This window comes from Helicobacter felis ATCC 49179 (assembly GCF_000200595.1).
Taxonomy (GTDB): Bacteria; Campylobacterota; Campylobacteria; order Campylobacterales; family Helicobacteraceae; genus Helicobacter; species Helicobacter felis.
On the sequence record NC_014810.2, the window covers coordinates 1,226,064 to 1,238,902 of the forward strand.

At 45.3% G+C, this 12,839-nt stretch carries 9 protein-coding genes and 4 tRNA genes; 7 read left to right on the forward strand and 6 right to left on the reverse strand.

The genetic code is table 11. From position 1 onward, the window contains the following. Positions 1-159: 159 nt before the first annotated feature. The 6 genes from putP to HFELIS_RS06260 form a co-directional block, all read right to left on the reverse strand. On the reverse strand, positions 160-1,635 hold the full coding sequence (gene putP, locus HFELIS_RS06235) for a sodium/proline symporter PutP (protein WP_013469698.1): 1,476 nt from the start codon (positions 1,633-1,635) through the stop codon (positions 160-162). After that, complete coding sequence (locus tag HFELIS_RS06240) at positions 1,625-5,173, reverse strand: bifunctional proline dehydrogenase/L-glutamate gamma-semialdehyde dehydrogenase (protein ID WP_013469699.1); 3,549 nt, start codon at positions 5,171-5,173, stop codon at positions 1,625-1,627. Before HFELIS_RS06240 ends, putP begins: the two co-directional genes overlap by 11 nt. A 112-nt stretch (positions 5,174-5,285) precedes the next feature. Further along, positions 5,286-5,362 (reverse strand) — tRNA-Arg (locus HFELIS_RS06245). A 1-nt stretch (position 5,363) separates the two neighbouring features. Beyond that, positions 5,364-5,440, reverse strand: a tRNA-Arg gene (locus HFELIS_RS06250). A 37-nt stretch (positions 5,441-5,477) separates the two neighbouring features. Continuing rightward, positions 5,478-5,554, reverse strand: a tRNA-His gene (locus tag HFELIS_RS06255). Between the two features lie 22 nt (positions 5,555-5,576). Further along, positions 5,577-5,653: transfer RNA gene (locus tag HFELIS_RS06260), tRNA-Pro, on the reverse strand. 177 nt (positions 5,654-5,830) lie between these two features. Between HFELIS_RS06260 and HFELIS_RS06265 the strand changes: the two genes are divergently transcribed. The 7 genes from HFELIS_RS06265 (at position 5,831) to copP (ending at position 12,837) form a co-directional block, all read left to right on the forward strand. Next, entirely contained in the window at positions 5,831-6,451 is a 621-nt protein-coding gene (locus HFELIS_RS06265) for an XRE family transcriptional regulator (RefSeq protein ID WP_013469702.1), read from the forward strand. A gap of 81 nt (positions 6,452-6,532) precedes the next feature. Next, on the forward strand, positions 6,533-6,907 hold the full coding sequence (locus HFELIS_RS06270; protein ID WP_013469703.1) for a chemotaxis response regulator CheY: 375 nt from the start codon (positions 6,533-6,535) through the stop codon (positions 6,905-6,907). A 15-nt stretch (positions 6,908-6,922) separates the two neighbouring features. Further along, the gene (prmA, locus tag HFELIS_RS06275; RefSeq protein ID WP_013469704.1) at positions 6,923-7,834 is read left to right on the forward strand and encodes a 50S ribosomal protein L11 methyltransferase; all 912 of its coding nucleotides are present in this window, start codon (positions 6,923-6,925) and stop codon (positions 7,832-7,834) included. A 9-nt stretch (positions 7,835-7,843) separates the two neighbouring features. Continuing rightward, entirely contained in the window at positions 7,844-9,760 is a 1,917-nt protein-coding gene (gene ftsH / locus HFELIS_RS06280) for an ATP-dependent zinc metalloprotease FtsH (protein WP_013469705.1), read from the forward strand. Beyond that, positions 9,760-10,464, forward strand: a complete 705-nt coding sequence (pssA, locus tag HFELIS_RS06285; protein ID WP_013469706.1) for a CDP-diacylglycerol--serine O-phosphatidyltransferase — start codon at positions 9,760-9,762, stop codon at positions 10,462-10,464. Before ftsH ends, pssA begins: the two co-directional genes overlap by 1 nt. Continuing rightward, a complete protein-coding gene (copA, locus tag HFELIS_RS06290; RefSeq protein ID WP_013469707.1) occupies positions 10,461-12,659 on the forward strand; it encodes a copper-translocating P-type ATPase CopA in 2,199 nt (732 codons plus the stop codon). The genes pssA and copA overlap by 4 nt, the downstream gene beginning before the upstream one ends. After that, on the forward strand, positions 12,637-12,837 hold the full coding sequence (copP, locus tag HFELIS_RS06295) for a copper-binding metallochaperone CopP (RefSeq protein WP_013469708.1): 201 nt from the start codon (positions 12,637-12,639) through the stop codon (positions 12,835-12,837). Before copA ends, copP begins: the two co-directional genes overlap by 23 nt. Positions 12,838-12,839: the final 2 nt, after the last annotated feature.

The following is a 12,839-nucleotide window of genomic DNA, read 5'->3' on the forward strand; positions in this document are numbered from 1 at the left end:
TCCGCCATAGGTTTATGCAATCCTCAACCTTTCATAAGCACTCGCGCGATCTTGGCTACCTTTTTGTACTCCCTTGCCTGCCTTGATTCTCTCTTTAAAGGCTATATGCTCAAGAACTGCCACGCTCAAGTTTTTTTTAAAAAACATGTGGCTTTAAATTTAACCCTTTTTGATCTCTTCAAGCATGCGATTAAACGCGTCCTTAGTGCCCGGACGCACAGAACTTAACAGGCTAAAAACTACAATGGCGATCGAACTAGCGATAAAGCCGGGCACGATCTCATAGATGTCTAAAAATCCTTTACCGAATTGATCATACAAAATCACCGTGCTAGCCCCAAAGATCATCCCCATGATTGCCCCAAGCCTTGTCATGCGCTCCCAAAAGAGAGAAAAAAGAATCACCGTGCCAAAACTTGCCCCAAAGCCTGCCCACGCGTAAGAGACAATCTTAAGCACGCTAGCGTTGCGATCGGTAGAGATGAAAAAGGCCACACAGGCGACCGCCAACACCGAAGCGCGACTCACTATCATCACCACTTTAACCGGGGCTTGTTTGTTAAAGACTTTAGAGTAAAAATCCTCAGCAATGGTAGAAGAACTTACTAAAAGTTGTGAGCTAGCTGTGCTCATCACAGCGGCTAAAATCGCGCTTAAGAGCACTCCACTTACCCAAGGGTTAAAAAGAGTCGCGCTCATGTGGATGAAAATTTTTTCTGGATCGGCAAGGTTAAGATGAAACTTGGCCACATAAGCCACGCCTAATAGTCCAATTAAGCAAGACCCAGCTAAACTGATGGCCATCCACCCAATCCCGATGGCGGTTGCTTGTGGGATTTCCTTGATAGAGCGAATAGACATAAAGCGCACCAAGATATGGGGTTGGCCAAAATAACCCAAGCCCCAAGCTAGGCTAGAGATCACCGCTACAGCAGAAGTCCCTTGTAAAAAGGTGAGATTCTCCGGTTTGATTTTGGCAATCTCTGCAAAACCCGCCCCAAAGCCCCCCAAATGATAGAGCATCATGCAGGGCACGACAATGAGCGCACCCATCATTAGTAAACCTTGAATAAGATCGGTCCAACAAACGGCTTTGTAACCCCCCAAAAAAGTGTAGGTAACAATGATGAGAGTGCCGACCACGAGGGCATGGGTGTATTCCACTCCAAAAGTGGCCTCAAAGAGTTTTGCCCCACTCACTAACCCAGAGGAAACATAAAAGGTAAAAAAGATCAAAATCACAATCGCGGAGATGAAGCGTAAGATGTGCTTGTCATCGCTAAAACGGGTTTCAAAATAATCGGGGATAGTGATAGAGTTGGCGATCACACTAGTATAAACGCGCAATCTCTTTGCCACTAAAGACCAGTTGATAAACGCTCCGATGGTAAGCCCTATGGCAATATGGCTATTGACCAACCCGCCCACATACAACGCCCCGGGCAAGCCCATGAGTAGCCACCCGCTCATATCACTCGCTCCCGCACTCAGCGCGCTGATCACAGGGCCCATAGAGCGATCCCCTAGAAAGTAATCCTCAGTAGTTTCGTTCTTGCGATAAAAATAAAACCCGATGTAAAGCATTAAGGCTGAATAGAGCACGAAAACAACAAAAATTTGATAACTAATGTGCATGCGTGCCCTTATTTTGTAAACCCCGCGCGCCCAAATTGCCATAGCGATGGTAAGAGATGCTGACAGATTTTTCTAAATGGTAATTAAGCAGCTCAAAACGCCCACAATACAGAGGTTTAGCGTTGGCCAATACCACCCCTAAAGTGCTGCTAGCTTCATAGAGAGGATCGGGGCCGGGGGCAAAATAGCGCACCCGTGTGAAGTCGCCTACTTTGGCAGCAAAGGCGTCCAAATCTTCATAAATTATTGTGGGCTTAAAGAGATGTTGCATGCTCTCTATGCATGTTGAGAAAAGTTTAAAATGGGGGTTACTAGGGGGGTTATCTACACTGATGGTTAGAGGAATATTGCAAATAGCTGTGGCTAAAAGCACGCTAAAGAGTTCCAATAAACCATCTTGAGGCGTAATGCGGTAGGCAACATTAGCAACTTTGGTGTAGCTAAACCAATTTTCTTCTCCTCTAATGTGGACAAATTCATGGCGCGTATTAAAATGACTAACATAATGGGCATAATTGTGGGCAAGATTAAGAATAATCTGCGCGCTCTCTTGAGAGTCTAGGCAGGCCTCTAAGGCTTGGATAAAGGGGAGATGTGCCCCCTCTACAGGAATTGGGGGCGTGTTTTCTTCAATATGGACAAATTGCAAGGCGTAATTGTAACTACCCACCTTGCGCCCTAAGCCCACTGCAGATTTTTTAATCCCTCCAAAGGGTTGGCGTAGAACAATCGCCCCTGTGGTGGGCTTATTGATATAGGCATTGCCCACTTGGATATTTTCTTGAAAATACTCCCATTCGCGCTCATCTAAAGATTCTAAGCCTCCAGTCAAGCCATAACCTGTGCCATTGGCTAGAGTTACCGCCTCTTTTAAATCCTTAGCTTTCATCACGGAGAGCAGGGGCACAAATAATTCCGTGCTATAGGTGTAATCCCCCGGGCGTGTGCCGTATTTAATACAGGGTTTCATTAGATGAGGTTTGTCTTGGATAAATTCAGGTTTGAGCACCCATTCCTCATGGGGCTCTAAATTATGCAATGCCTTTTGCACTTTGGGACTGGGGGGGGAGGCTAAAGTGCCAATCTTGTTATACAGATCCAGTGGATCGCCCACACTCATAGATTTGGTCGCGTCCACGAGCATTTTCTTAAAATTCTGATCCTCATAAACCTCTTCTTCTAAGATGAGTAGAGAAGTCGCCGAACATTTTTGTCCAGAATTGCCAAAAGCAGAATGGATGATATTTTTAACGGCTTGTTCTCTATCTGCCATTTTTGTAACAATGGTGGCGTTTTTACCCCCCGTTTCTGCGCTTAAATGCAAGGTAGGGTTAGCTTTGAGCATTTCATAAGCCGTGTCCTCAGAGCCGGTTAAAATAGCAAAACGCACACCCGGATCACCCAAGAGATGCGCGCTCAAATCCGCTCCCCTGCATGGCAAATACATGAGCGCGTCTCTGGGTATCCCTGCATCCCAAAAACACTCACACAAACGATACCCCACGACCATACTCAAACTAGAGGGTTTGTAGATCACGCAGTTACCCCCAGCTAACGCGCTAGCGATACTGCCTACAGAAATCCCCACTGGGAAATTCCAAGGAGCCACCACAACGCCCACTCCTTTGGGTTTGAAACTCACATGGGGATATTCTTCTAAGAGGGTTTGCAAGCTGTGGGGGTAAAATTCTAAAAAGTCAATCGCCTCGCTCACCTCCGCATCGCTTTCAGCAAAGGTTTTTCCTACTTCTAAGGCGCACAACCCCACAAGCTCCCCACGCCTTTCTCTAAATTTTTGAGCCACTTGGCTTAAAAGGTTATGGATTTCATGGAGACTTAAACTAGAAAAAGCACTTTTTTGGGCCAAATTAAGGGCCTCTTGCATAGCGTTGGTATCGGCCAAAAACACAGAGGCGATTTTTTTGTACATGATCTTATCAGAAACATCGTAACGCTTGAGCCCTTGAGTAGACCACACCTTGCCCACAACGGGGGCAAGTTCAATGGGGGGGGCGTTGCGCGTTTTATCCACGATTTTTTGCGCCCACTCGCGATTAGCCTTGAGAGTAAAATCTGTGTCGCTTTCATTGACAAAGGGATGATTGGGGTAAGTGCTTTTGCCTGTGGGGGTAGTGTTGCGATCTTGGGTGCGGCGGGTGCGGTTATCTAGGGTTTCTATGCCTTTTAAGCTTTTTAAGAAACGATCTTCTTGATCCTTCCACGCTTGTGAGCCGACTTGTAGATTAAAAAAGGCTTTCATAAAGTTATCCGGAGCAGTGTTTTCATCTAGGCGGCGCACCAAATAGGCAATCGCGTTATTAAAGTGCTCCGCATCGCACACGGGCGCATAAAGAATAAGTTTATGCATCTCTTTGAGTTCACGGCTTGCTTGGAAACTCATCCCCTCCAACATCTCAAAACTAAAATGTTCTAAAGCAATAGGATCGTTGAGCGCGTGGATACGGGTGTAGGCATAGGCGATTTCAAAAATATTGTGCGAGGCGATGCCAATATGGATATACTTATAATTCTCATCGCTCAAAACATACTCTAACATTTTATTGTAATTAGAGTCCGTGTCTTGTTTGCTAGAAAATGTGGGCAATTCCCAACCCTTGAGTGAGGCGATCGTCTCCTCATTTTCCATATTCGCCCCCTTCACAAAACGGATTTTAATAGGAGGCAGATCGTTTAGTACCCTTTCTTTAGAAAAGGCGAGTAAAGTTTGGAGATGGTGGTAAGAATCCGGGATATAAGCCTGCAAGACGATCCCGGCACTGATAGGAAATTTGGCAATAGACTCCATAAAGGCGGCAATCGTGAGTTCTAAGTCCTTAAACTCCTCCATATCCAAATTGATAAATTTTTCTACGCCATGCTGTTCTTTTTGCTCTAAGGCTAGGGCATAGAGGGTGTCTAGGCGTTTGACCACTTCTGCTTTAGAATGGGCAAAATCAATATGATAAATTTGAGAAAAAATCGTGGTGATCTTGATAGAGATGTATTTGATATAGCTAGATTTGATCGCCTCTTGGTATTTGTGCATGCGATAGGCCGCTTCTGATTCGCCAAGCACCTCTTCACCAATGAGGTTGATATTTAGAGTGATATTTTCGCCTTCTCGTTGTTCGATCACGCTTTTGAGAGCATCGCTCCTTTCATCTAAAACCATTGCCTTAGTGTTGTTGCGGATTTTATCCACAAAAAAGGGCACGCTCATAGAGGGGGTGAATTTGCCTACGCACAAAAAACCCATGAGGAGAAATTTTTCAAAACTACTAAAGAAATCTGCAATACCGTATTTTTTAAGCGTGTACTCAATGAGATTGAAGCGGGCTTGGTTGTTTTGGCAACGAAAAGATCGATCTAGCAACTCAATGAGCATGACTTTATTTGTGGGATTGTCTAAAAGTTTTTGCATTTTATTGTGGAAACTTTTTTCCTCATGGCTGAGATGATCGCTGATTTTGGTTTGCAGGGTTGTGGCAAGATTGAGGGCAGATTTGATGAGATCGGCAGAGGGTATCTGAGTTGGCATTTTGACTCCAAAAAAAGTGTAATAAGCAGACTCTCGAGTATAAAATACTTAGGTTAATAGGTTCTTTTGGGGTGCGCTAAAGAAGTGCATGGGAGTGCGGATTTGTAACAAGTGGTGCGCTTGGCAGGACTTGAACCTGCGGCCTACGGCTTAGAAGGCCGTTGCTCTATCCAGCTGAGCTACAAGCGCATGGTACGCTTGAAGGGAGTCGAACCCCTAACCCCCAGATCCGAAGTCTGGTGCTCTATCCAATTGAGCTACAAGCGCAAAGAAACTTTAATGGGGAGTGTTTAGTTGATGTATATGGGGTGGATGATGGGGCTTGAACCCACGACCCCCAGGACCACAATCTGGTGCTCTAACCAACTGAGCTACACCCACCATAAACTAACGCCACGCCGAATGGTCGGGGCGAAAGGATTCGAACCTTCGACCCCTTGGTCCCAAACCAAGTGCGCTACCAGGCTGCGCCACGCCCCGCCTTGTAACAAACCCCGATTATAACCTAAAGTTCTACGATTTGTCAAGTTATGTTTTGAGTGAAAAATAAGCAAGATAGCAGATATGGTAAGCCACTGATGCCACATTTTAACCATATCTTAGCGATCCTATTGTATAGGCCAACAAGTATAAAATTTTGAAAAGGAGGTTTTTCCTATGCTTAAAGAAAAACTTAAACAACTTAGAAATGCCAATAACTTAACACAGGAGGAATTAGCGCTCAAATGTGGTGTGAGTTTGCAAAGCATCAAGCGTTATGAGAGCGAGCAAAAAAGCAACATTACCTTAGATACTTTAGAAAAACTTGCTAATGCCCTCAATACCGATCTGCACTTTTTCACTTCTACGCATCGCAAGGTTGAGGATGTCGTGATGGTGCCCTATATCAAAGATGTCAAAGCTCATATAAGACGGGATAAGATTGATGATGATAATAGTAATATGACCTTTCTACCTCAAAGCAAGTCTTTTCTCAAAAGGCATTTTGGCATTGTTTCCACTGAGCATTTGGGTCTTTTGCAGGCGATGGGCAATTCTATGGAGCCTCTTATTAAAGAGGGGGACCTTTTGCTGTTCCAAAACGATGGCAGTTGCTATGAAGGTGCGGTGTATGTCATAGATTTAGGAGGAGAATACTATGTCAAACGAATCAGCAAGCGACCGGAGGTTTCTTTGATTAGCGATAACCCAGCTTATAAGCCCATTATTCTACAGAGTTTAGAAGAGATTATCATTTTGGGGCGGGTTGTAGGGGTCTTGCACACCTTTAGTCTTTAAGGGTAGAATCACCTTTAAAGATAGGCGTTAGTTAAATATGCTAACATGCGCCGATGTGACTAAGCTGACCAAGGAGCGAGATTGAAAATTTTAGTTGTGGATGATAGTTCTACCATGAGAAGGATCATTAAAAACACCTTGCAACGCTTGGGCTATGAGGACATTATGGAAGCCGAGCACGGGGTAGAAGCTTGGGGGAAGCTAGATGCTAATGATACCACAGGGGTACTGATCACGGATTGGAATATGCCTGAGATGAATGGCCTGGACCTAGTAAAAAAAGTACGCTCAGATGGGCGTTTTAAGGACCTGCCTATTATCATGATCACCACAGAAGGGGGCAAGGCGGAGGTCATCACAGCCTTAAAGGCGGGCGTGAATAACTACATCGTCAAACCCTTCACGCCCCAAGTGCTTAAAGAAAAATTAGAAGTCGTTTTAGGGACTAATGACTGATAACATGGGGTACGCTTGAGAGATATTTATTTCAAAACCATTGTCGCCCCCACAAAATACCCTGATCTTTTTGCTGACTTCTTGCTCTCTACCACCCAAGAGGCAATTGAAGAAGTGTCTTTCAGCGCGCTTGAAGACATGGATTTTGACTGCTTGGGTAGTTCTGATGGTGTGCCTGAGCAAGCCTTTATTGTTTATTCTAGCAAGGATCCTGCGCCTTTGTTGCAGAGTTTGCGTTCATTTTGCAAGACACTCACCCAAAGAACTGAGCAAAAACATATAGGGGTTTATCACCACACTAGCACCCATGATCTTTTAGATTGGATTAAAACCTATCAGGAGAACACAACCCCTATCACCTGCGGTAAATTCCACATTGTGCCAAGTTGGGTATCGACTTCAAGCGATGAAAATACCATCATTCTTGATCCTGCTCTAGCATTTGGCACGGGAAGACATGAGAGCAGCGCGATGGTATTAGAAATGTTGTCGCTCCTCCCGCATTTGAAAGGCAAGTTAGCCTTAGATGTGGGTTGTGGGAGTGGAATTTTAAGTTTAGCATTAGCGAAACTGGGAGCAACAGTCCACGCGTGCGATACAGATATGTTGGCCATTACAGAAAGCACTAAGAATTTTGCCCAAAATGGATTGGCCCTAGATCGTATTTGGCATGGCTCTATGGAGCAAATTCTCAAACCCATCTCCTATGATTTGATCACCATCAATATTATTCCTGAGGTGATCGCAGACCTCTATCCGGCAGTGTTAGAAGTCAGCACTGAAGGGACGCTAATCTTTTTATCTGGAATTTTAGAATCTAAAAAGGAAACAATTTTAGAAATTTATACAGAGGGCTTTAGAGTGTTAGAATGCCTGAATCGGAACGAGTGGGTGTGTCTACGCCTAGAGCGCATGGAACAAATATAAGGAATCTCTATGGACAATAATCACAAGGGTCCAAACGACCCCAATTCTAAAAAGCCTCTTTTGCAAAATCCTCTACTCCTGATTGCTATTTTTGGGATTATTATTTTTGTTGCGATGCGGGTGATGAACTCAGATGAGGGTTTTGGTGATCGCTTTCTCTCTACGAGCACCAAGAACATTAGTTATCACGAGATGAAAGAACTCATTGAGAAAAAAGAAGTAGATAGCGTGAGCATTGGGCAAACCCTTATTAAGGCTATCAGTAAGGAGGGCAATAATAAAACTATTTATGTAGCTAAACGCGTGCCCGATCTTTCCTTAGTGCCCCTCTTGGATAGCCAAAAGATCAACTATTCAGGCTTTAGCGAGTCCAATTTCTTTGCCGATATTTTGGGCTGGCTCTTGCCCGTTTTGGTGATTTTGGGCTTATGGATGTTCATGGCAAGCCGGATGCAAAAAAACATGGGTGGGGGGATTTTTGGCATGGGTAGTTCTAAAAAGCTCATCAATGCTGAAAAGCCCAAAGTGCGCTTCAATGACATGGCAGGCAATGAAGAGGCTAAAGAAGAAGTTGTAGAGATTGTGGATTTTCTCAAATACCCCGACCGCTATGCCTCTTTGGGGGCAAAAATTCCTAAGGGCGTGCTTTTGGTGGGACCTCCCGGGACCGGTAAAACCTTGCTAGCCAAAGCCGTAGCCGGCGAGGCGAGCGTGCCTTTCTTTTCTATGGGCGGGAGTAGTTTTATTGAAATGTTTGTAGGTCTAGGGGCTAGTCGCGTGCGCGATCTCTTTGACATTGCCAAAAAAGAAGCTCCTAGCATTATTTTCATCGATGAAATCGATGCCATTGGCAAGAGTCGCGCGGCTGGGGGGATGATTAGTGGGAATGACGAGCGCGAACAAACCCTAAACCAGCTTTTAGCTGAAATGGATGGCTTTGGTTCAGAAAACGCCCCCGTGATTGTGCTAGCCGCTACCAACCGCCCTGAGATTTTAGACCCTGCATTGCTTAGACCGGGGCGTTTTGATCGCCAAGTTTTGGTTGATAAGCCCGATTTTAAGGGGCGGGTAGAAATTTTAAAGGTGCATATCAAGCCCGTGAAATTGGCTAATGATGTGGATTTACAAGAAATCGCCAAACTCACCGCCGGGCTAGCCGGGGCGGATTTAGCTAATATCATCAATGAGGCTGCGTTACTAGCGGGGCGCAATAATCAAAAAGAAGTCAAACAACAGCATTTAAAAGAAGCGGTCGAGCGGGGCATTGCGGGCTTGGAGAAAAAGAGTCGGCGCATTTCTCCCAAAGAGAAAAAGATTGTCGCTTACCATGAGAGCGGGCATGCGGTCATCTCTGAGATGACTAAGGGCTCGGCACGGGTCAATAAAGTTTCTATCATTCCTAGAGGGATGGCAGCACTAGGTTATACTCTCAACACCCCCGAAGAGAACAAATACCTCATGCAAAAACACGAACTCATCGCTGAAATCGATGTTTTATTGGGCGGACGCGCAGCAGAAGATGTCTTTTTGCAAGAGATCTCTACGGGAGCGAGCAATGATTTGGAGCGCGCTACAGACATTATCAAGGGCATGGTGAGCTACTATGGCATGAGCGATGTGAGTGGGTTGATGGTGCTAGAAAAACAACGCAATTCGTTTTTGGGCGGGGGCTTTGGAAGCGGACGCGAGTTTAGCGAAAAAATGGCTGAAGAGATGGACTCGTTTATTAAAAATCTCTTAGAAGAACGCTATGTCCATGTCAAGCAGACCTTGAGCGACTATAAGGACGCGATCGAGGTGATGGTGAACGAACTCTTTGAAAAAGAGGTGATCACGGGCGAGCGCGTGCGTGAGATCATCAGCGAATATGAAGTTAGTCATAATTTGCAAACGCGCTTAGTGCCCCTGGAAGAGCACGCTAGCTAGTGAAACCGCTCTACCTCTTCCCCAATCTTTTCACGGCGAGTAGTATTTTTTTGGGCGTGATGGCGATGCTTTACGCTTCGCATGGGGAATTTATTATGGCATGTTGGCTGGTCGTAGGCAGTTTGGTGTTAGATGGGTTGGATGGGCGCATCGCAAGACTGACCAACACTACGAGCAAATTTGGCTTGGAATTTGACTCTTTGGCCGATGTGGTCGCTTTTGGGGTCGCACCAAGCCTCATTGCTTATTTTTATGTGGGGCATCTTTACGGGCGTTTGGGCATGGCAGCTTGTGCGCTCTTTGTGATTTTTGGAGCGATCCGCCTAGCGCGCTTTAATGTAACCACGCAGACCACAGACCCCTATTCTTTTATCGGTATTCCCATTCCTAGCGCGGCGGTGTTAGTGGTGCTAGGGGTGCTTATTGACACCAAATACAGCATTTTGCACGCAGGATGGGGCAAATTCTTTTTGGTTTATATCGTCTTTTTGGGTGTGATGATGGTGAGCAATGTCCGTTATCCTAACTTTAAAAAAGTGCGCTGGAATTTAAAACTCTTTGTTTTGCTTGTCTTTTTCTTGCTCCTGCTCTTTGTGCGCCCACTAGAAGTTTTAGGCACTTTCATGTTCTGTTACCTGTTTTATGGGATTATCCGCTGGTTTTTCTTGATGACTAAGATCATCTTTAAACATAATCCTAAATGACCAAAGCACAATTTTACATAGAGGGCATGACTTGTAGCGCGTGCTCTAGTGGTATTGAACGCGCTTTGGGGCGTAAAAAATTTGTCCAAGAGGTGGGAGTAGACCTCATTAGTAAAAAAGCCTTTGTTGTTTATGATGAAAATCAAGCTAGCCTAGAGGATGTGTTTAAGCAAATTGAAAAGTTAGGTTACCAACCTCGCGTAGCTACAGACACACCCAACACGTTTTTAAACCCTTCTTTTTTAACCCCAAATGTCAAACTAGCTTTGGTTTTATTGGGCACTCTAGGCGTGTTAGCTCTTTCCATGTTTGCTCCTCTATTGCCCCTGCCCTCCTTTTTAAAAAATCCCTTTATTAATGGCATTGTGCAACTTGTGTTAAGCCTGATGGTTATGCACATGGGGCGCAATTTCTATGTGCATGGCTTCAAGGCATTATGGGCGCGCCAACCCAATATGGACAGCCTCATTGCCTTAGGCACAAGTGCAGCCTTGCTGTATAGTCTTGTCTTGCTTTTTAGGGCCTACACACACGCGCCCATAGAGGGGTATTATTTTGAGAGTGTGTGCGTGATCTTGCTCTTTGTGATGGCGGGCAAGCGCGTGGAGGAAAATTCTAAAGACAAAGCCCTAGAGGCGATGCAAAGCTTAATGCGCCACCAAAGCCTCAACGCGCTTAAAATAGAAAATGGGCAGAGTGTAGAAGTGCCCCTTGAGAGTTTGCAAAAGGGAGATATTTTACAGATTTTGCCCGGAAGTTATATTCCTGTAGATGGCGTGCTTTTTAAAGGGGAGGCTGAAGTGGATGAATCTATGCTCAGTGGAGAGAGTCTGCCCGTGTATAAAAAAGAGGGAATGGATTTATTTGCGGGCACTCTTAACACCACGACCACCTTTCAGATGCGCGCCACACACACAAAAGCTCAAAGCACTTTAGCCAAAATTTTAACCCTCATTGCCAAAGCTCAGGGTTCTAAAGCCCCCATCGCGCGCTTGGCTGACAAAGTAGCCGGAGTTTTTGTGCCCATAGTCATAGGCATTGCTAGCATAGCTTTTTTGGTGTGGTTAGTTCTAGGGGATTTTACACGCGCCTTAGAAGTGTTTATTGCCATCTTAGTGATTTCTTGCCCCTGTGCTTTGGGGCTAGCTACCCCGATGGCTTTGCTAGTTGCTCAAAAAGAGGCGAGTTTATTAGGATTATTTTTTAAAGACGCGGTGAGTTTGGAAAAGGCTAAAAATGTCAATCATGTCATCTTTGATAAGACTGGCACTCTCACTTTAGGCACGCCTCTTGTGCAAGAGGTGCGCGTTGCAGAAGGGGTTGACAGACTAGAGTTATTAACCTTGTGCGCAAGCTTGGAGGCACAAAGCGAGCATGTTATTGCTAAGGGCATTGTAGCCCATGCTAAAGAACAAGGAATCGCTTTGCAAGAGGTGCAAGAAGTGCAGGCTAAACCCGGCTTTGGGATTAAGGGGGTGGTTGGTGATCAGATCATCAAAGCGGGGAATTTGGAGTTTTTTAATCTGCCAAATCCTTTTGGGACTTTAGAGGGTATTCAGGTCTTTGTGGGCACAGAAACACAGATTTTAGGCGTGGTGGTGTTGGCAGATAGTCTTAAAGAGGGGAGCAAAGAAGCTATCTCTGAACTCAAGGCTTTAGGAGTCAAAACCACTCTTTTAAGTGGCGATAATCTAGAAAATGTGCGCGCTCTTGCCACACAGCTAGGCATTCAAGACTACCACGCACAAGCTAAACCGGAGGACAAATTAAAGGTCATTCAAGAGCTTAAGGCGCAGGGGAAAGTGGTGATGATGGTCGGAGATGGAGTTAATGACGCGCCTAGCTTGGCTTTAAGCGATGTGGGGGTGGTGATGGCTAAGGGGAGCGATGCGAGCTTAGAGGTGGCCGATGTGGTGAGTTTTAATAATGACATCCAATCGGTGGTGAGTGCGATGAAACTTAGCGCGCTCACAATCGCCAATATTAAACAAAATCTCTTTTGGGCATTTTGCTATAATAGCATAGCAATTCCGCTAGCCTGCGGAGTGGCTTACAAGTTGGGCATTATGTTTAATCCCATGTTGGCGAGTTTGGCCATGAGTTTGAGCAGTGTGAGCGTGGTGCTCAACGCCCAAAGGCTCAGGGGAGCGCATTTTAAAATTAGGGGATCGCATGAAAATAGACATTCCAGTTAAGGGCATGACCTGCCAGCATTGTGTGGATAAGATTGAAAAGTTTGTCGGAGAGTTGGAAGGGGTGAGTTATATTGGAGTGGATTTAGACAAGCAAAGCGTGCAAGTAGAATTTAGCGCGCCTGCTAGTGCAGAGGCGATTGAAGAGGCGATTTTAGACGCGGGCTATGAATTAGGCTAAGA

What these genes read in the sequence shown, in the direction of transcription:
- putP (WP_013469698.1), bottom strand. Translation starts at nt 1,635, where the DNA reads ATGCACATTAGTTATCAAATTTTTGTTGTTTTCGTGCTCTATTCAGCC.
- HFELIS_RS06240 (WP_013469699.1), bottom strand. Translation starts at nt 5,173, where the DNA reads ATGCCAACTCAGATACCCTCTGCCGATCTCATCAAATCTGCCCTCAAT.
- HFELIS_RS06265 (WP_013469702.1), top strand. Translation starts at nt 5,831, where the DNA reads ATGCTTAAAGAAAAACTTAAACAACTTAGAAATGCCAATAACTTAACA.
- ftsH (WP_013469705.1), top strand. Translation starts at nt 7,844, where the DNA reads ATGGACAATAATCACAAGGGTCCAAACGACCCCAATTCTAAAAAGCCT.
- copA (WP_013469707.1), top strand. Translation starts at nt 10,461, where the DNA reads ATGACCAAAGCACAATTTTACATAGAGGGCATGACTTGTAGCGCGTGC.
- copP (WP_013469708.1), top strand. Translation starts at nt 12,637, where the DNA reads ATGAAAATAGACATTCCAGTTAAGGGCATGACCTGCCAGCATTGTGTG.